The sequence below is a fragment of the Actinoplanes sp. M2I2 genome (genome assembly GCF_023544445.1).
In the GTDB taxonomy this organism is placed as follows: Bacteria; Actinomycetota; Actinomycetes; order Mycobacteriales; family Micromonosporaceae; genus Actinoplanes.
In genome coordinates this window covers 1-17,706 of record NZ_JALPVJ010000015.1, presented here as the reverse complement: position 1 = coordinate 17,706, position 17,706 = coordinate 1, and the positions used below count along the sequence as shown (strand labels likewise).

Annotated in this window: 17 protein-coding genes and 1 pseudogene; 11 read left to right on the top strand and 7 right to left on the bottom strand. The window is 69.9% G+C overall.

The features are described from left to right. Positions 1–55: 55 nt before the first annotated feature. From HJC40_RS28745 to HJC40_RS28725, 5 genes are all read left to right on the top strand, one after another. Complete coding sequence (locus HJC40_RS28745; protein ID WP_250005758.1) at positions 56–1,174, top strand: sensor histidine kinase; 1,119 nt, start codon at positions 56–58, stop codon at positions 1,172–1,174. Then, positions 1,171–1,824: a response regulator transcription factor gene (locus tag HJC40_RS28740; protein ID WP_250005756.1), complete on the top strand. Its 654-nt coding sequence runs from the start codon at positions 1,171–1,173 to the stop codon at positions 1,822–1,824. The genes HJC40_RS28745 and HJC40_RS28740 overlap by 4 nt, the downstream gene beginning before the upstream one ends. Before the next feature lie 5 nt (positions 1,825–1,829). After that, the gene (locus tag HJC40_RS28735) at positions 1,830–2,363 is read left to right on the top strand and encodes an adenylate kinase (RefSeq protein WP_250005754.1); all 534 of its coding nucleotides are present in this window, start codon (positions 1,830–1,832) and stop codon (positions 2,361–2,363) included. Positions 2,364–2,430: 67 nt separating this feature from the next. Then, positions 2,431–3,447 (top strand): medium chain dehydrogenase/reductase family protein, encoded by a 1,017-nt coding sequence (locus tag HJC40_RS28730; RefSeq protein ID WP_250005752.1) that lies wholly within the window; start codon positions 2,431–2,433, stop codon positions 3,445–3,447. An 18-nt stretch (positions 3,448–3,465) separates the two neighbouring features. Continuing rightward, on the top strand, positions 3,466–4,107 hold the full coding sequence (locus HJC40_RS28725) for a DsbA family protein (protein WP_374272973.1): 642 nt from the start codon (positions 3,466–3,468) through the stop codon (positions 4,105–4,107). On the opposite strand, the gene HJC40_RS28720 is transcribed toward HJC40_RS28725, so the two are convergent. Then, positions 4,094–4,957, bottom strand: a complete 864-nt coding sequence (locus HJC40_RS28720; RefSeq protein ID WP_250005748.1) for a GNAT family N-acetyltransferase — start codon at positions 4,955–4,957, stop codon at positions 4,094–4,096. The genes HJC40_RS28725 and HJC40_RS28720 overlap by 14 nt on opposite strands. Then, on the bottom strand, positions 4,954–5,430 hold the full coding sequence (locus tag HJC40_RS28715; protein WP_250005746.1) for a GNAT family N-acetyltransferase: 477 nt from the start codon (positions 5,428–5,430) through the stop codon (positions 4,954–4,956). Before HJC40_RS28715 ends, HJC40_RS28720 begins: the two co-directional genes overlap by 4 nt. Before the next feature lie 99 nt (positions 5,431–5,529). Between HJC40_RS28715 and HJC40_RS28710 the strand changes: the two genes are divergently transcribed. After that, positions 5,530–5,838, top strand: coding sequence for a hypothetical protein (locus HJC40_RS28710; protein ID WP_250005744.1), 309 nt, complete (start codon positions 5,530–5,532; stop codon positions 5,836–5,838). A 48-nt stretch (positions 5,839–5,886) separates the two neighbouring features. Next, complete coding sequence (locus HJC40_RS28705) at positions 5,887–6,909, top strand: DUF4240 domain-containing protein (protein WP_250005742.1); 1,023 nt, start codon at positions 5,887–5,889, stop codon at positions 6,907–6,909. 4 nt (positions 6,910–6,913) lie between these two features. Here the strand turns inward: HJC40_RS28705 and HJC40_RS28700 are convergent, their stop codons facing one another. The 3 genes and pseudogenes from HJC40_RS28700 to HJC40_RS46280 all read right to left on the bottom strand — a co-directional run bounded on the left by HJC40_RS28700 (position 6,914) and on the right by HJC40_RS46280 (position 12,412). Then, complete coding sequence (locus HJC40_RS28700) at positions 6,914–7,978, bottom strand: DNA glycosylase AlkZ-like family protein (RefSeq protein WP_250005741.1); 1,065 nt, start codon at positions 7,976–7,978, stop codon at positions 6,914–6,916. A 49-nt stretch (positions 7,979–8,027) separates the two neighbouring features. Continuing rightward, positions 8,028–11,819 (bottom strand): annotated as a pseudogene (locus HJC40_RS28695) (GH92 family glycosyl hydrolase); the annotation flags it as partial. Positions 11,820–11,959: 140 nt separating this feature from the next. Then, entirely contained in the window at positions 11,960–12,412 is a 453-nt protein-coding gene (locus HJC40_RS46280; protein ID WP_308200956.1) for a hypothetical protein, read from the bottom strand. Between the two features lie 268 nt (positions 12,413–12,680). On the opposite strand from HJC40_RS46280, the gene HJC40_RS28685 reads away from it, so the two are divergent. Continuing rightward, complete coding sequence (locus HJC40_RS28685) at positions 12,681–13,274, top strand: hypothetical protein (RefSeq protein WP_250005738.1); 594 nt, start codon at positions 12,681–12,683, stop codon at positions 13,272–13,274. A 59-nt stretch (positions 13,275–13,333) separates the two neighbouring features. Here HJC40_RS28685 and HJC40_RS28680 read toward each other — a convergent pair whose 3' ends face one another. Together HJC40_RS28680 and ligD are read right to left on the bottom strand one after the other, a co-directional pair. Beyond that, the gene (locus HJC40_RS28680; RefSeq protein ID WP_250005737.1) at positions 13,334–13,792 is read right to left on the bottom strand and encodes a nuclear transport factor 2 family protein; all 459 of its coding nucleotides are present in this window, start codon (positions 13,790–13,792) and stop codon (positions 13,334–13,336) included. A 45-nt stretch (positions 13,793–13,837) separates the two neighbouring features. Next, complete coding sequence (gene ligD, locus HJC40_RS28675; protein WP_250005736.1) at positions 13,838–14,809, bottom strand: non-homologous end-joining DNA ligase; 972 nt, start codon at positions 14,807–14,809, stop codon at positions 13,838–13,840. 303 nt (positions 14,810–15,112) lie between these two features. On the opposite strand from ligD, the gene HJC40_RS28670 reads away from it, so the two are divergent. The 3 genes from HJC40_RS28670 to HJC40_RS28660 all read left to right on the top strand — a co-directional run bounded on the left by HJC40_RS28670 (position 15,113) and on the right by HJC40_RS28660 (position 16,628). Next, positions 15,113–15,739, top strand: a complete 627-nt coding sequence (locus tag HJC40_RS28670) for an RHS repeat-associated core domain-containing protein (RefSeq protein ID WP_250005735.1) — start codon at positions 15,113–15,115, stop codon at positions 15,737–15,739. 283 nt (positions 15,740–16,022) lie between these two features. Beyond that, a complete protein-coding gene (locus HJC40_RS28665) occupies positions 16,023–16,298 on the top strand; it encodes a hypothetical protein (protein WP_250005733.1) in 276 nt (91 codons plus the stop codon). A 105-nt stretch (positions 16,299–16,403) separates the two neighbouring features. Continuing rightward, positions 16,404–16,628: a hypothetical protein gene (locus tag HJC40_RS28660; RefSeq protein WP_250005731.1), complete on the top strand. Its 225-nt coding sequence runs from the start codon at positions 16,404–16,406 to the stop codon at positions 16,626–16,628. Positions 16,629–17,706: the final 1,078 nt, after the last annotated feature.

Below are 17,706 nucleotides of genomic sequence, written 5' to 3'. Positions count from 1 at the left end.
AGTGTCCGTCGAGGGACGACGTGCCACCCCGCTGGCCGGCCCTAGCGTCCGGGGCATGAACAGACTCCTTGCTCCCGCGGTCACCCTCGTCGGCGTTCCCGCCGGTCTTGCGGTCACCGGCGGCAACGTGCAGACCGTCATGACTCTCACGCTGGCCTTCTGGCTGGCCGCCGCCGCCTTCTTCGCCCAGCGCTTCCCCCGTACGGTGCTGGTCTTCTCGCTCTCGGTGGTCGCGGCCATGCGCGGCGCCGACCTGGTCGGGTCGGGCTGGGTGTGGCCGGCCAGTGCCGCCTTCGTCGCCGCCGTGCTGGCCGGGAGGCTGCGGTTCGCGCTGGTCGCGGGGGTCACGGCGCTGCTCTACGGGGCCGGCTGGGACGCCTTCGTCCAGTCCGGCGAGCACGGTGCCGAGTGGACGTTCGCGCACGTCGGCGGGGACGCGCTGTGGCTGGCCGCGTTGCTCGCCGCGACGACCGCCTATCTGAACACCCGCCGCTGGCAGCGCGAGATGGCACTGCGCCTCGAGCAGGACCAGCACGAGCGCGAGCTGGACGCCCGGCGCCGGCGGGCCGAGGAACGGGTCGGGATCGCCCGCGACCTGCACGACGTCGTGTCGCACACGCTCGCCGTGGTGGGGGTGCACCTCAACGTCGCGCTGGACGCCTTCGACACCGATCCCGAGGAGGCCCGCTCGTCGCTGCGGCTGGCTCAGGACGTACGGGGTCGGGCCATGACCGATCTGAAGTCGCTCGTGGACGTGTTGCGCGACGGCGGGGCGCCGGGGATCGCCGAGCCGGCCGACGGGCTGGACGGGTTGGAACGGCTGGCCGATCAGGTGCGGGCTGCCGGGCCGGCGGTGTCGGTCAACGAGTTCGGCGAGCGGTCGGACGTGCCCGCGGCGGTCGCCACCGCGATCTACCGCGTGGTGCAGGAATCGCTGACCAACGCGGTGCGGCACGCGGGCGCGACCCGGGTCGTGGTGACGCTGCGCTATTCACCGACGAGCGCGGTGGTCGACGTGCAGGACGACGGCACGGCGCCCGAGCAGGTCGTCGACGGCAACGGCATCGCCGGCATGCGCGAGCGGGTGGCCGCGCTGGGCGGGGCGCTCACCACCGGCGCCGGCCGGACCGGTTTCACCGTACGGGCGACCATCCCCTACCTGGAGCGCGAATGATCAACGTCTTGCTCGCCGACGACCAGCACCTGGTACGCGCGGGATTCCGCAGCCTGCTGCGCCGCGACAAGCAGATCCAGGTCGTCGGCGAGGCGTCCACCGGCGACGAGGCCGTGCGCACCGCCCGCGCGCTGCGGCCCGACGTCATCCTCATGGACATCCGGATGCCCGGCCTGGACGGCATCGCGGCGACCCGCGAGATCCTGGCGTTCGCGCCGGACACCCGGGTGATCATCCTGACGACGTTCGAGACCGACGAGTACGTCTTCGCGGCGCTCGCGGCCGGGGCCAGCGGCTTCCTGACCAAGGAGATCGGGCCGGACGGCCTGCGCCAGGCGGTGCGGGTGGTGGCCGCCGGCGACGCACTGCTCTCGCCCAGCGTCACCCGGCGGGTGGTGGGCCAGTTCGCGCACCGGCCGGTCGCCTCGCCGCGGGGTGACCGGCTGGCCGCGCTGACCGAGCGGGAACGCGAGGTGGTGCGGCTCGTCGCGACCGGTCTGTCCAATGACGACATCGCCCGGGAGCTGGTGATCAGCCCGCTGACCGCCAAGACCCACATCACCCGGGCGATCGCCAAGCTGGGCGTCCGCGACCGGGTCCAGCTGGTGATCGTCGCGTTCGAGGAGGGCCTGGCCGGGCCGTTATCGTGACGGCCATGCGGCGGATCCTGATCTACGGGGTGGCCGGCTCCGGCAAGTCGACGCTGGCCGCGCGGGTCGGCGAGCGGCTGGGCCTGCCCTACCACTCGATCGACGACCTCACCTGGAAGCCCGGCTGGGTCGCCCGGTCCGAGCCCGAGCAGCGTGACCTCGTACGCGACCTGCTGGCCGGCGACACCTGGGTGATCGACAACGGTTACGCGATGTGGGTCGATCTGGTGCTCGAGCGGGCCGACCTGGTCGTCGGCCTCGACCTGCCGCGCCGGGTGTCCTGGCTGCGGCTGCTGCGCCGCTCGCTCAGCCGGATCGTCCACCGCACACCCATCTGCAACGGCAACTACGAGACCTGGCGCAACACCTTCTTCGCCCGCGACGCCCTCCTGTATCTCCACGTGAAGTCGTTCTCCCGCAAACGCGCGCGGCTGCGGCGGTGGCACGCCGACCCGGCTCTCCCGGAGACCGTGCTGCTGCGCTCGCCGGCCGAGGTCGAACGCTGGTTCGCCGCCCTCCCGGAAACCGGCCGCTCCTGATGTGTTTACAGTCGTTTGCTTAGTGTGTAAGTTAACGGCTGTACACATAAAGAGCGGAGAGCGTGCCATGGAAGCCACCGAAGTTGTCCTGCCCGGCATCGTCGAGCCGGGCGGCCTGCTGATCCGCACCCGGGAGCTGCCCCCGGCCGCCCCGGGGCAGGCCCTGGTCGTCGTCGAGGCCAGCGGGGTCTCGTTCGCCGAGCAGGCCATGCGCCGCGGCCGCTACCCCGGCCAGCCGAAGTTCCCCTTCGTGCCCGGCTACGACGTGGTCGGAGTCGTCCACAGCGTCGGCGACGGCGTGGACAACGCTCTGGTCGGCCGGCGCGTCGCGGCGATGACCAAGACCGGTGGCTGGGCCACCCACATCCTGCTGCCCGCCGGCGACCTCGTCGCCGTCCCGGACGGCCTCGACCCGGGTGACGCCGAGACCCTGGTCGTCAACGGGGTCACCGCCTGGCAGATGCTGCACCGCACGGCCCGCGTCCGCCCCGGGCAGACGATCCTCCTGCACGGCGCCAACGGCGGGGTCGGGATCACCCTGGCCCAGCTCGCTCGGCTCGACGGCATCCGGGTCATCGGCACCGCCAACCCGCGCCACCACGACGCCCTGCGCGCGCTCGGCGTCCTCCCGCTCGACCACGCCGATCCCCATCTCGCCGAGCGGATCCGCGAGCTCGCCCCGAACGGCGTGGACGCGGCCTTCGACAACCTCGGCGGCGAGCACCTGCGCCGCGCCTGGCGCCTGCTGGCTCCCGGTGGCGCCCTGGTCAGCTATTCGATCGCGGCGCACCAGTCCGGCCCGATGGTGCCCGAGTTCGTGCTGACCCTGGCCCGCCTCGGTCTGTGGAACATCCTGCCCAATGGCAAGCGGGCGTCGTTCTACGACCTGTGGTCGGGCCGGCGTGACCTCGCGGCCTTCCAGCAGCGTACGCGGGAAGACCTGACCACCGTGCTGTCGCTGCTGGCCGAGGGCCGGATCACCGCACACGTGGCCGCCCGGGTGCCTCTGGCCCGGATAGCCGAGGCGATGACCCTGGCCGAGACCCGCAGCGTGCCCGGCAAGGTCGTCGTGGTCCCGGCGTAGCGCCGGCCGATCACTGGGATGGGCCTGCCGCGTACGGGGATCACTACGTACCGTGGACCGGTGACGAAAGTTGACTTCTACTTCGATCCGGCCTGCCCGTTCGCCTGGATCACCTCCCGCTGGATCCTCGAGGTCGAGAAGCAGCGCGACCTCGATCTGCGCTTCCACGTGATGAGCCTCTATGTCCTGAACGAGAACCGTGAGCTCGACGACTGGTATCGCGATCGGGTGAACCGTTCGCTCGGCACGGTCCGCGTGGTCACCGCCGCCGCTCAGCAGCACGGCGACGGTGTCCTCCGCGACCTCTACACCGCGCTGGGCACCCGCATCCACAACCAGGCCAACAGCGACTTCCCGGCCGTCGTCGCCGAGGCCCTGGCCGAGGTCGGCCTGCCCGCCGAGCTGGCCGAGGCGGCCACGAGCACCGCGTACGACGAGGCTCTGCGCAAGAGTCACCACGAGGGCATGGACCCGGTCGGCGACGACGTCGGCACCCCGACGATCCACATCGACGGCGTCGCCTTCTTCGGACCGGTGCTCACCAGCATCCCGCGCGGCGAGCAGGCCCTGAAGGTCTTCGACGGCGCCGTGGCGATGGCCGGCTACCCCGACTTCTTCGAGCTGAAGCGAACCCGTACGAGCGAACCTAGGTTCGACTGAGGCTGCGCCCGTACTGGGCGCTGCGGTGCGTCGGCCGGTAGCCGAGGGAGTCGTTGATCCGCCGCATCGCCGTGTTGTCGTCGGCGGTGTCGGCGAGCAGCCCGGCGAGGCGGGGGAAACGGTCACGGATGCGGCCGATCTGCTCGGCCTTCATCCAGCAGGCCAGATCGCGGCCGCGGTGGGCGGGCAGCACGCCGGTGCCGTAGTGCTGTCCCTCGCCCAGGCCGTCGCTGGGCAGCACCAGTTCGGTGAAGCCGGCGATCTCCCCGTCGGGGGCGACCACGGCGGTGGTGCACAGGAGCTCGCCGCGCTCGGCGACGGCCGCGGCGATCGCGTGCAGCCGTTCGACGTCCCACGACTGCGGGGCGGGGGCCGCCTCCCCCATGGGCATGTCGTCCATCGCCCGCCGCGACCGGGCGAAGGTCTCGGCCCACGCGTCCGGGACCGTGCCGTCCCAGTGGATCAATCGATAGCCGGGCACGGGCCGATGACCCGGCCGCTCGCCGGTCAACGCCAGCCGCGTATAGGTCAGGGCCAGGACCGGTCGCAACCCGCGCGCCACGCAGAAGCGCTCGCCGTCCGAGGCTTGCGCGACCGCTTCGGTACGCAGGCTCCGCAGGCCCTGCTCGGCGGCGGCGTCGGTGGCCGCCTGGAGCAGCTGGCTCCCGACCCCGGCGCGGCGCTCGGCCGGGTGCACGTGGAGTTCGAGCTCCGCCGCATCCCCGGCGACCGGGATCCACAGGTAGGCGGTGCCGAGCGGACGCCAGTCCAGGCCGGCCGCGACCCACGCCAGCCGGCGGCCGGACGACCGGTGGGCCGGGTCGATCAGCGGCGTGATGTTCATGATCATGCCGGCGTCCGCAGGATCGTCTCCTCGATCTCGGCCCGCCGCCCGTTGGCGAACCCCACGTCGGTGCCGATGATCTCGAATCCGGCCCGGCGCAGCACCGCGATCGACCGCGCGTTGTCACTCGCGGCCCGCGCGAACAACGGCCGCGCCGGGACCGCCTCGAGCAGCAGGGCGAGCGCCCGGCTCGCGATGCCGCGGCCCCAGAACGGCCGGTCGATCCAGTACGTGACCTCGGTGTCGCCGTCGACGACGAAGGCGGCCACCGTGCCGACCAGGCGCCCGTCGAGCGTGACCGCGCGGTGGAACACGCCGGGCGACGCGAGGTTCCTGGTCAGGTGCGCCTCGAACGCGGCACGGTCGTCCGGGTCCTCGGCGACGAAGGCCGCCATCCGGAGCGACTCGGGGTCACGCATCTGCTCGAACAGGGCGTTGAAGTCGGATTCCTCCACCGGCCGCAGCGCCACCTCAGCCACGGGAGCCCCCATTCGCGTCCGTCTCTGCCGATTCCGCACCGAGCGTACGGGGTAAGGCGGCATCGCGGTTGTCCGTCATCACCGGAGGGAGGCACCGACGTGCCCTGGCTCGAGGTGAGCCGCGCCGAGGACGTGGGCGGTGTCCTGAGCCGCATGACATTCCTGGTCGACGGTAGTCCCGCGGCCGCCCTGAAGCGCGGCACGACCGCCCGCCTCGAGGTGGCGGCCGGCCCGCACGTGGTGCAGGCGCGCATGGACCGGCAGCGCAGCCGGCCCCTGGAAGTCGAGGTGACCGACGATCTGCCGGTGTCGGTGACGGGCGCTTTCACCGAACACTCCATCACCTTCACGGGCACCTTCCTCAAGCCCCGGACCGCCCTCGAGCTCCGAGCCTCCGGCACGCCCTGAGCCTTTTTGTCCGTCGGATCGTCGTAGCCCCTCAGTAGGGTCCGAGCCGTGCTGAGTGAGAACGAGTTCTGGCGGTTGGTGGCGACCCCGGGCCGGCGGGCCGACGACGGGTATTTCGACCGGTTGACGGCCGCCCTGGCCGAGCGTCCCGAGGCCGACATCACCGGCTTCGCCGACCGGCTGGCCGCGGCGCTGTGGGCGCTCGACACGCCCGCGCACTTCGCCGCCGTGGGCTCGGTCGGCGACGACTCGTTCCTCTACATCCGGTGCGTGGTCGTGACCGCCGGGCGAAAGGCTTACGAGCGCGTGCTGGGCAAACCGGCCGCACTGCGCGGATATGCCGGCGACGAGGCCGAGCTGCTGCTCACCGTGGCCGAACGCGCCTATGAGCAGGCAACCGGCCTGCTGTGGGAGCACGAGACGCCGGTGAGCTACGAGACGGGCAGCAACACCGCGGCGTGGGGCGAGCCGGCGCCGGAGTCCGAGCACGACCCGGTCGCCGTCACGCCGTCCTGGCTCGAGCTGGAGTTCGGCTCGTCCGGGCCGGACGGGCCGCCGCACGCGTATGTCGTCTTGCTGCACGCGGTCGTCGACGCGGTCGCCGCCGACGACGCCTGGCGACAGTGGTGGGAGCCCGCCGGGGTGCCGGTGTGCGAGCTGTCGTTGCTGCTCGACCCGGACAGCGCACCGGAGGCGACGGTCAAGCGCGGCCGCAAGCGGATCCGGGTGCAGGTCGCCCGTGACCCCGGCCCGTTCTCCGCCATCGCACGGGACGCCCTGCCCGCCCGGGCCGCCGGCGAGATCCGAGACCTGCTCGGCCTGGCCCGCGAACGCCTCGGCCTGGGCCCGATGCCCCCGCTCGAGTCGCCGCCGATGCCGGCCGACCTGCCGGCCGAGTCGTTCGAGCCCGACCCCGGCCCGGTGTTCGTGCCCGGCCTCCCGGACGAGCTGCTCCAGGCCGCGATGCGCGACGGCGGCCTCAGCCCCGACCAGGTCGTCGCGTACTTCCGCGCCCACCCCGACGCCGACGGCGCCGACATCTGGCTGGGGATAGGCCTGGACGGGCGTTGAGGGGTCAGGCGGGGAGGTCCAGGCCCAGGTGCAGCCAGCGGGCCAGGTCGTGGATCTCGGCGTGCACCGCGGTGGACGTCGCGGCGTCGAACGGGGTGTCCTCGTGGATCGCGTCGACCCGCAGGACGCCTTGCTTGCGGTCGGCGGTGGCGTCGAGCTTGCCGATCAGGCGGTCGCCGCTGAGGATCGGCAGCGCGTAATAGCCCCAGCGCCGTTTGGCCGCCGGCTTGTACATCTCCAGGTTGTAGTCGAACGCGAAGAGGTCGGCCATCCGCTTGCGGTCGAAGATCAGCCGGTCGAGCGGGGAGAGCAACGCCGTACGCCCCTCGAACGGCCCGTCGAGAAAGGACGGATCGACCCGCCAGGTGCCGCGGACACCCTCGATGACGGCCGGTTCGCCGACCGCGGGGCTGACCTTGCGGACCAGGCCGAGCGACCGCAGCAGCCGTTCGGCGCGGATCCGCAGCGCCTCCTCGTGGGGCACCACCTCGTCGGGATAGACCCGCCGGCCCAGGTCGAACAGGCGCTCGCGGCCGTCCCGGTCGGCCACGGCCACCTCGCCCCGCACGATCAGGCACTCCAGCATCATGCCGACGTTGCGGTTGTTGTTCCAGCCGGACGAGTCCCACGGCACCTGTGCGGTGTCCGGGATCGACGACTGCGGCACCGGCCCGTCGACGTCGAGCAGGGCCAGCACGTCGCGCCGGAACCGGTCGTTCGCCTCGACCCAGTGCTGGGCCGCCGGCATGCCGAACTGCGAGTCGGGCGCCGACCAGGCCGCCATGTCGGCGCGGAACAGCGGGATGTCGTCCATCGGCCGGATCAGCCCGCGCAGCTCCACGTACGTCCGGTCGGCGAGACCCTCGGCCAGCTCGGCCGGACGGTACGACGAACCCAGCCGGCTCCACGCCACGAGGTCCGCGTTGGGCGCCACGGCGGCCGTCTGGTCGTACTGCAGGAACGTCAACCGGCTGACCGTCTCGTACAGATCGGCGGGCCGGTGGCGGTCGAGCAACTGGGCCCGCACGGCGATGCGGCGGGCCTCCGTACGGCTCAGCTCGACGGTCACACCCCGACCCTAGGGCACGTCACAGCTGCGTTCACCGGGCCGGTCGGCCGAGCAGTTCGACCTCGGCCAGCCCCACCGGGCCGCCGAACGAGACCGAGTAGAACCGGTACCGCCCCGGGGACGCGACCTTGAACGGCCGGGTCTGCAGACGCCAGTCGAACTTCTCCTCCGTCCGCGAGTCGATCGTCGTCCACGTGGCGCCGTCGGAGGAGCCGCGCACGGTCCACGACGACGGGTCCGCCCCGGCGGTGTAGGCCGAGGTCAGCGTGTAGTGCGTGACCTCCTCGCCGGATGCCGAGCCGGACGCCGAGCCGGATGCCGGGCCGAACTCGTAGGTGAACGTGCCGTCGACCGTGGCCCGGGTGGCCGTCGTGTCGTCGACCAGCGCCGGCGCCGAGGCTGTTCCGCCCGGCCCGGTGAGGTCGCGCAGCGGCTCGGCCGGTGCGGTGCCCTCGGTCAGCGAGGGCGGCGGCGAGTCCGCGCCCCACGACGACGGGTCCGGCCCCATCGCGAAGTCCAGCGTCGCCCCGTCGGCCAGCACCGAGTGCGGGATGGACGTGGATCCGTACGCCTGGCCATTGATCTCGAGGCTCTGGACGTAGACGTTCGCGGCCGAGTTCGACGGCGCGTTGACGACGATCTGCTTGCCGTTCTCGAGGTTGACCGTGGCCTTGGTGAACAGCGGCGACCCGACCGCGTAGGCCGGGCTGCCCATCTGCAACGGATAGAAGCCCAGCGCCGAGAAGATCTGCCACGCCGACATCTCGCCGTTGTCCTCGTCGCCGGGGTAGCCCTGGCCGATCTCGCTGCCCAGGTACAGCCGCGACAGCGCCTCCCGGGCCAGCTTCTGCGCCTTGTGCGGCTGACCGGCGTAGTCGTACATGTAGATGATGTGGTGCGAGGGCTGGTTGCTGTGGCCGTACTGGCCCATCCGCACGTCCCGCGCCTCGAGCATCTCGTGGATCGTCCCGCCGTAGGAGCCGGGGAACGTCGCCGTCTCGGGCGTCGCGAAGAACTCGTCGAGCTTCTGGCCCAGCCCGGCCCGGCCGCCGTACAGGTTGGCCAGGCCCTGCCCGTCCTGCGGCACGTGGAAGGCCATGTTCCAGCCGTTGGTCTCGGTGTAGTCGAAGCCCCACACCCGCGGGTCGTAGTTTGCGGGCGTCTGACGCCACGCGCCGGCCGCGTTCTTGCCCTGGAAGAAACCGACGGACTTGTCGAACATGTTCACGTAGTTGAGAGCCCGGTTGCGGAAGTACTCGGCCTCCTCGGCGTACCGCTTCTCACCGGTCTCCTCGGCCAGGGCCGCCGCCATCTCGCCGATGCCGAAGTCGTTGATGTAGCCGTCCATCGCCCAGCTCATCGCCTCGCCGGTGGCGTCGCTGGGCGTGTAACCCTTGAAGATCGAACTGGCCAGGCCCTTGCGGCCGACGTTCTGGTTGGGCGGGGTGACCGTCGCGTTCTTCACGGCGGCGGCATAAGCCTCCTCGGCGTCGAAACCCTTCACCCCCTTGCGGTACGCGTCGGCGAACGCGACATCCGAGCTGGTGCCCACCATCAGGTTGGCGTAGCCCGGCGACGACCAGCGCGAGATCCAGCCGCCGTCGCGGTACTGCTGGACGAACCCGTCGACCATCTCGCCCGCGGTCTTCGGCGTCAGCAGCGAGTACGCCGGCCAGGTCGTGCGGTACGTGTCCCAGAAGCCGTTGTTGACGTACACCTTGCCGTCCTTGACCGGCGCCCCGGTCTCGGTGGGCGTGCTGGCCGGGCTGGTCACGGCCGACTGCACGGTGTGCTTGTAGACCGGCGCGTCGGTGGTGCCCGTGTTCTCGTACGCCGAGTTGGGGTAGAGGAACAGGCGGTAGAGGTTCGAGTAGAGCGTGGTGAGCTGGTCCTCGGACGCGCCCTCGACCTCGACGGTGTGCATCCTGTCGTCCCAGAGCCGCTGCGCCTTGTCCCGCACCGTTTCGAGCGAGGCGTCGGCGGCGATCTCGAGGTCGAGGTTGTGCTCGGCCTGCGCGACGCTGATCAGCGAGGTGGCGATCCGCATCGTCACGGTCTTCTCGCCGAAGCTCACATAGCCGGTGGACGGCCGGTTGCCCGAGGCCAGCGAGCCGCTCGCGGTCACCGCGCTGTCGAACGTGGCGTAGACGAACATGCGGGTCCAGCCGGCCGAGAGTCCGCCACTGTTCACATCGGACCAGCCGCTGACGGACCGGTTCGCCGCGTCGATGGTCAGGCCCGCGTTGTCGTTGACGTTGTCGAGGATCAGGTTGCCGCCGTCGCCCGGGAAGGTGAACCGGTAGAGGGCGGCGTGGTCGGTCGGCGCGAGCTCGGTCTTGAGCCCGTTGTCGAACGTGACACCGTAGTAGTACGGCTTGGCCACCTCGTTGTCGTGCGAGAAGGCCAACGCCCGGGCCGTACGCGACGGGTCGAGGCCGGTCGAGGGCATCACCTGGAACGTCTGGCGGTCACCCATCCACGGACTGGGCTGGTGGCTGGTGGAGAACGCCTGGATCGTCGGCTTGTTGCCGGCGTTGTTCTGCCGCGACCACTGGTAGAGCCAGCTCGTCGAGCCGGCGTCGGTCACCGGCGTCCAGAAGTTGAAGCCGTGCGGGACGGCGGTCGCGGGGAAGTTGTTGCCCCGCGAGAACTCGCTGGACGACTGCGTGCCGCGGCGCGTGTCCACGTACTCGGCCAGAGTGGCCCGCGGCTGGGCCGGCGCGACCCGGCTGATCGTGATGTCGTCGAACCAGGCCCGGAACGTCGCGGGCCCCTGCGGCTTGTCATAGCCGACCAGGATGCGGTCGATGGTCTTGCCCTCGGCCACCGCGCCGATGCGGGCCTTCTTGAGGTTCCACTGTCCGGTGTAGAGCGTCTTGGACGCGCCCTGCGCCGCCGGGCTGACGACGACGCCGTGCTGATCCGTGGCCTTCAGGTCGGACAGATAGGTCCCGTCGGTGAAGGCCAGATCGACCGCTGTGTACGTGGCCGGATCGCTCGGATCGGTGCGGTTGAACTCGGGGAAAACCAGGTAGGAGAGCTCGGTGTCGTCGGCCACCTCGAGATCGACGTCGAAGACCTTGTTGTACGCGTACCCGCGCCCCTCACCCGGGTGGCGCCCGGCGATCTGGAACGCCTTGAGGCCCGTGTAGCCCACGTTGGCCTTGGCGGTCGGCGAGCCGGCCGGACCGGCGCCCACCCGGCTCTGCATCGGCCCGGACGACGGCGGGGTGGTGTTCGCGTCGGCGAGCTCGAGATCGGCCAGCTGGGTGAGGTTGCCGCTGCCGTGCGCCGAGATGTTCAGGCGGTAGATCGGGAAGCTGCCCGGGTCGGCCACCTCGTACGTCTTCGTCTGGAACCGTTCGTCGAAGGTCTCCCCGCCGCGGGTGTCGACGGTGGTCCAGGCAGCGCCGTCAGCCGAGCCCTCCAGCGTCCAGTCGCGCGGGTCACGCTCGGGCGCGTCGTTCGCGCTGGTCAGGGCATACGTGACGACCTCGGCCGGGGCGTCGAGCGTGTACCGGGCCCAGCTGGTGGGCGTGTCGACCAGCCACTTGGTCGCGGCGTCGCCGTCGTTGAGGTTGGCGCCGCCCTCGTTGCCGTTGGGCTCGGCGTTGACCGCGATCGCGGTGACCCGGCCACGGAGGCTGCCCGGCAGGCCGGCCGTCACCGTGCCGTCCACGCCGTCGGCCCGCTCGCTGGTGTCGGTCCACCCAGGCTGCGGCTGACCGGTCTCGAACGAGGACGCGAAGTCGGCCTCGGCCGCGTGCGCCGGCGTCCCCATCAGCATTGCCCCCAAGACTGCGAAAGGCACTGCCGCGACGAGCCATCGTGGTCGGCGCATCCGCCCTCCTTCGATCATCCCCGAAACGTGCGCAACACATCGTTACCGGTAAATCTCTGAAGGGGCAAGGGTCGATCGAGCCTCCAGCACTCAGCCTGTGACATCGATGTCAGGGGACTGGCTGTGGCCGGCGACCCCGCCTAGCGTCGAGCGAGCTCACGCGACAGCACCCGCCGCAGCGCCGACACCACCGCGCCGGGTGCGAACCGCTCACCCGCCTGACGCTCGGCCCGCGCCACCGCACCGAAAATCTCGTCCGGGGCCGCCGTCCGCAGCACCGCGACCAACCAGCCTTCCAGGTCGTCCAGGTGCTCCGGCAGCTCCAGGGCCTCCGCCGTGGGCGCCGGAAGCGTCCAGGTCGTTGTCGACGGCACCGGCGTCCCGGCGGAGGCATAGCGTCCCGGCGGCATCCCCACCCGGTACGGGTGCACACACACCGCCGTACCGTCCGGCCCGACCCGCCACCCCACCTCAGGCCGATACGCCAGCTCCCGCCCCGGCCGAGCCACCACATCGAAGCGGCCCGGCCCGAGCTCCTGCGCCGGGCACACCGAGCACGTGTCATCACACCATCGCGGCAACGGGCCACCCACGAGGCCATCGTAGGAGAGGAAGCCGCACCCAGATGCCGTCCTGGCACCACCTCGTCACCCGATGCACCCTTGCGAGACCGCGAGGAGGTCTTGTCCCCGCCTCCGTGGTCGACGCGGTCACCGGCAAGGCATCTCCCACCCCGGGGGCTGAGCCGTTCCCACAGCCGGGGGAGCGATCTCCCCCGCGTGGGGGATCGATTCCGCCGCCCCGGCGTCGAGTGTGGACAGCACAGGGCCGCGGCACCGCGGCCCGGCGAGGGGAGAAGCCATGCGCAAGACCTTCGGATGGGGCATCGCCGCGGCGGCCGTGCTCGTCACCGCGACGGCGGCGCCCGCCGTGGCCGGCGACCACGGACCGGCGCGGGTGACCGGATCGGCCGAGTTCGTCCTCCCGTACGGGCAGGACGACGACGTACGCTCGTTCGCCTTCGACGCCCGGGCCGCGCCCTACAGCCGTCCGATCCCGGTCCAGGGCGGGGAGAACGGGGGACCCGCGGACGCGACCGGGACGGTCCGGATCACCCACCGGGTGGCGTCGGAGAACCTGACCGTGCGTTTCGAGGCGGCGGTCGACTGCCTGATCACCAGCCCCGGGCACGCGACGCTGACCGCCGTCGTCACCCGGGCCGACCCCTCGGCCGCCCACTTCATGGGCAAGCGGGTCGGCTTCAGCGTGCAGGACGACGGCCGCGGGCGTGACCGGGTCGGCTTCTCCTGGTCGGCCAGCGCCGACCAGAACGAGGCGGGCCAGTGGGGCCCGTCGCGGATCGGCACCTGCCTGGCGCCGGCCGCGTTCGCCACGGTGACGCGCGGCGACTACCGGGTGCGGCACGCGGAGCTCACGGCGCCACCGGCGTCGTGACGGGGGAACACGGCGGGGCGGGTAACCGCTCCGCCGTGCTGTGCGCCGATAGTCCCGGATCAGCGCAACGGGAACTCCTGGCCGCGTTCTGACTCGGGACGCGGACCGAAGATGCGGCGCTCGCTCTCGTCGATGGCCACGTCGTTGATGCTGGCCTCGCGCCGGCGCATCAGGCCGTTGCCGGCGAACTCCCACAGCTCGTTGCCGTAGCTGCGCCACCAACGGCCGGCGGCGTCGCGCGACTCGTACTGGAAACGCACGGCGATGCGGTCCGCCGTGAACGACCACAGATTCTTACGCAGGGCGTAGTCGAGTTCGCGCTCCCACTTGCCGGCCAGGAACTTCACGATCTCGCTGCGCCCGGTGACGAAGGCGTCCCGATTGCGCCACACCGAGTCCTCGGTGTAGGCCAGCGACACCCGCTCGGGGTCGCGCGTGTTCCACGCGTCCTCGGCGGCCTGGACCTTCTGGCGGGCGGTCTCCGGCGTGAACGGCGGGAACGGCGGTTTTCCAGACATGCCGCGGACGCTAGTCCCTGACGGCGCCCGGGAACATCGCGTAGGTCACTCGGCGGCCTCGCGGCGGGCCTTGGCCCGGCGCTTGCCCTCGTGCATGGCCTGGACGCGGGCGACCGGGATCGTCCGGCCCTCGTCGATCAGCCCCCGGTCGAGCGCCTGCGGCGCCGGCATCTCGGTTGTCCACGGGTCGCCGTCACCCAGCAGGCCCGGTGCGGTGTGCACGGTGAAGTCGGCCGGCGTGACGTTGTCGAGCTCGTCCCAGGGCACCGGGAACGACACGGGCAGGCCGGGCCGTACGCGCGGGCTGAACGCCGCCACCACCGTCGCCCCGCCCGAGCGGGTCGCGTCGAGGAAGACCTTGCCGTGCCGGTCGTCACGGATGAACGCGGTCGTCGCCAGATCCGGGTCGAGGCGCTCGGCCCGGGCGGCCACCGCCCGGGTGGCCGCAGCCACCTCCTCGGCGTCCGCGTTGCCGTCGAGCGGGACGAAGACGTGCACGCCCTTGGAGCCACTGGTCTTGACCGCCCCCGCCATGCCGGCGCTCGCCAGGGCCTCGCGAACCAGCCGGGCGGCCTGCACGGCCAGCCGGAAGTGCTCGCCCTCGGGCGGGTCCAGATCCATGATCAGATGGGTCGGCCGGGTCGAACCGGCGACCATCAGCGCGGGGTGGTACTCGATGGCGCGCTGGTTGCCGAACCACAGCAACGTCCGGCGGTCGTTGCAGAGGCCGTAGGTGACCTCGCGGTGCGAGGCCTCGGCCCACACCGTCGTCCGCGGCACCCAGTCGGGCGTGTACTTGGGCAGGTTCTTCTGCATGAACTTGTCCTGGCCGCGCAGCAGGCGGATCACCGACAGCGGCCGGTCGTGCAGCACCGGCAGCATCCGATCGCGCACCGCGTCCAGATAGTCGACCAGGTCGCGCTTGGTGGCGCCCGCGTCCTCGTACAACTCCTGGTCGAGGTTCGTCAGCGCGACCCCGTCCCGCTCCTCGCCCGTGCCCTTGCCCTTGCCCGCCATCGCCCCATCGTGCCCTAAGAGCTTCTGATTTTCTGGATGGTGGAGGCGGCGCCGGCAGATCAGGGCACAGCCGAAGTCAGGAACTTTGGTGCGACGATGAAGGCCCTTTGGTTCAAGAACGATTGTCCGGCTAGCGCGGTGGGCGACGGGATCGCTACTTTGCGTGTCGATAACCGTGATGATCGCCGATGTCGCGGTGCTCCACTGCTCTGGAGAGCACATGCTGCGCATGCCGCGCGCTGTACAACGCTGGTCCCTGCCTCTGACGGTTGCGGTCACCGCCGCAACCGTCACCATCTCTCGGTGCCCGCATCGGCCGAACCATCGGCTGATCCTTCGGGCACCGGCCGCCTCGACGCCGTCGGGGAAGGTGCCGGTCGCGCCACCGCCGACCTCGTCTACGGCCGCCTCCGCGACCGCCTCGGCACCGTCCGGGCCATCATCGACACCACCGCCACGGTCGTCGCGAACTACACCTACGACCCCTACGGAGCCGTGCTGTCATCCACCGGGGTCCGCGCCGAACACAACCCGTTCCGCTACACCGGCGCCTACCAGGACACCTTCTACGACCTCGGCACCAACTTCACCAAACTCGGCCGCCGCTGGTACCACGCCGAACACGGCCGCTTCACCCAACAGGACAACCTCACCTTCCTCGCAAGCCCTGCCCGCGGAAACCGATACGCCTACGCCGGCGCCAACCTGATCAACTACGTCGACCCGACTGGGTTTGTTCCGGAAGAAAATGACTTCGAGTATGTTCTCGGAACCGCCGGCAACGGCGCTGGAGCCGGCGCCGGTCTTGGGGGCGGTATCGGATGCTTGGCGACCATTGCGGTTGGTTGCGTCGGCGGCGCTGCCATCGGTGGACTTTTGGGCGTAGTCGGAGGCGCTGGATACGCAACTGGTCGAGTCATTAAAGACTGACCTGTTGACCGGTACAAAGGAGTCAGAACTTTATGTCACCCACTAAAATGCGCCTCATCGTTGTGGTGGGTGCATTACTCACCTTCGCCCTGACCTTGGGGCTTGGCTTGATGGGAGCGCCTCCCATCGCAGCATATATTGTTGGCGGTATTATTACCACGGTGGTCGTTCTCTGGATCGTTCCGCACGTGAAAAAGCGATAGAAACTCTGATGCCGCTTGCCCGCTGCGACGGGCAAGCGGCATCAGGCAGTTCCGGTTCCATCACCATCCGGGCACCGACGATGACCGCCTACGACCGGCCAAAGCCCCGCCTTCAACCCCCTGCATTTTCGAAACCGATGCTACCCCCGGTTGGGCAGGCGCTGTTGGCAGCCAGAAATGGCGTCCGTATGCGAGATGGCGGTCATCGAGCGCGTTGCAGAAAGGCCAAGCCGCGACGTGTCCTGGAGCAGGTCCATGCCCTCGCCGCCGACATCGGCCAGCTCGTCGAAATCACCACGGACCTTGCCGCCGGCTCGCGCGCAATCAAGGCCGCCGTCGCCGTCGGCCTGGAGTAGCCGAGCCCTGAACTGCAGGCCGCGCTCGGCGACGCTAGCGTGGCGCTCGCATCGGCCACTGACCGGCTCAAGGCGGTTGCCGCAACACCCACAAAGGAGCACTCAATGAGACAGCGGATGCAATCATGGGCAGGTAATCCTACCCTTGCGGAATCTGGTATCGCGGTCGGTGTCGTACTTGTCTTCGTTGTTGTGGCACTAGTCGTGAGCCCTGACACAATGGCACTCAATCCGCTCCAGCTGATCGGCGTGATGGTCGCGGTCGCGCTGTTGGTCGTGGTGGTCCTCAAGGTACTTACCTCGTTGAGAAGCCGGCGCAGTCGACGTTGACGATGAGTGCGTCCGCTCTTCAGGTGAGTAAGATATGGGCATGAATCGACGGCGTACCAGATTTGCCTTGAGTGTGGTTTTGCTGGTCTGTCTTGCTCTGCTTTCGAGCAGGTACATCCTTGACTCCAGCTGGCCCGCGTCGATCCTGGGCACATTGATCGTCGTTGTGCTGTACGTCGGCGGACTTTGGCTGCTGAACCGAGGTGCAGTAGCGGGCTCGGAAGGTGCCAGTTCGGCCAGCCATCAAGGGGCTGAGGGCATATCCGGTGATGGCCAAACGGAGAATCAGTAGCACTTAGCTTCTCGGAGTGCTTCAGACAGGCGAGCCTGGTGGCGGATCGCACGCCACGAGGCTCGTTGCGCAGAGGGGCCGCCGCTAATTCAGTGGGTGTCTTGAAGTTGGCAATGGAACTGCGATCGGGGTCGCTTTCATCGGCGGTACGTCTGCTTTGGTCAGGGGCGGCACTACCCTCCCGATCGCCATCACGGCGATTCCCATCAGTTACATGGGAGGCTGCATCGCCAAAGTGGTTGAGGTCGGTATGAGCGATGAAGGGACTGGGAAGATGCCCGTAATCCGGGTGGTCCGAGCGCTGGACGTTGGCGCCCTGCTTGCGCGAATGAAGTTTCTTGTCGATGGAAGATTGGTTACTCGACTTAAAAGGGGGAAGTCCGAGGATATCGAGGTGCCATCGGGATCCCACGTCATCCAGGCTCGGATGAACTGGCTGCGCAGCGCGCCATTGGAAGTAGACCTGGAGGATGGGGTCACGGTGTCCGCGACCGCCTCTCTGACCGAGCATTCCTGGACTTTCACGGGAACGTTTCTGAAGCCGACTACAGCCATTGAGCTAATTTTGGAGCGACCGGTTCACGATTCGGCGAACTCCTAATGTCGTCCGGCCCCTTACGCACCTTCGGTGCCGAACTACTCCACCGATCCGACAACACTGACGTGATCTCAGCAAGGAGAGGTGTCTGATTCGGTACGACACGGGCAAAAGTATGAGTACCGGACGGTGCTGGATATAGGCGTGGAGCCATCGATAGACCAGTTCTTGCGAAGGAAACAGGTCTG

What these genes read in the sequence shown, in the direction of transcription:
- HJC40_RS28745 (WP_250005758.1), top strand. Translation starts at nt 56, where the DNA reads ATGAACAGACTCCTTGCTCCCGCGGTCACCCTCGTCGGCGTTCCCGCC.
- HJC40_RS28740 (WP_250005756.1), top strand. Translation starts at nt 1,171, where the DNA reads ATGATCAACGTCTTGCTCGCCGACGACCAGCACCTGGTACGCGCGGGA.
- HJC40_RS28735 (WP_250005754.1), top strand. Translation starts at nt 1,830, where the DNA reads ATGCGGCGGATCCTGATCTACGGGGTGGCCGGCTCCGGCAAGTCGACG.
- HJC40_RS28730 (WP_250005752.1), top strand. Translation starts at nt 2,431, where the DNA reads ATGGAAGCCACCGAAGTTGTCCTGCCCGGCATCGTCGAGCCGGGCGGC.
- HJC40_RS28725 (WP_374272973.1), top strand. Translation starts at nt 3,466, where the DNA reads ATGGGCCTGCCGCGTACGGGGATCACTACGTACCGTGGACCGGTGACG.
- HJC40_RS28720 (WP_250005748.1), bottom strand. Translation starts at nt 4,957, where the DNA reads ATGATCATGAACATCACGCCGCTGATCGACCCGGCCCACCGGTCGTCC.
- HJC40_RS28685 (WP_250005738.1), top strand. Translation starts at nt 12,681, where the DNA reads ATGCGCAAGACCTTCGGATGGGGCATCGCCGCGGCGGCCGTGCTCGTC.
- HJC40_RS28680 (WP_250005737.1), bottom strand. Translation starts at nt 13,792, where the DNA reads ATGTCTGGAAAACCGCCGTTCCCGCCGTTCACGCCGGAGACCGCCCGC.
- ligD (WP_250005736.1), bottom strand. Translation starts at nt 14,809, where the DNA reads ATGGCGGGCAAGGGCAAGGGCACGGGCGAGGAGCGGGACGGGGTCGCG.
- HJC40_RS28665 (WP_250005733.1), top strand. Translation starts at nt 16,023, where the DNA reads ATGACCGCCTACGACCGGCCAAAGCCCCGCCTTCAACCCCCTGCATTT.
- HJC40_RS28660 (WP_250005731.1), top strand. Translation starts at nt 16,404, where the DNA reads ATGAGACAGCGGATGCAATCATGGGCAGGTAATCCTACCCTTGCGGAA.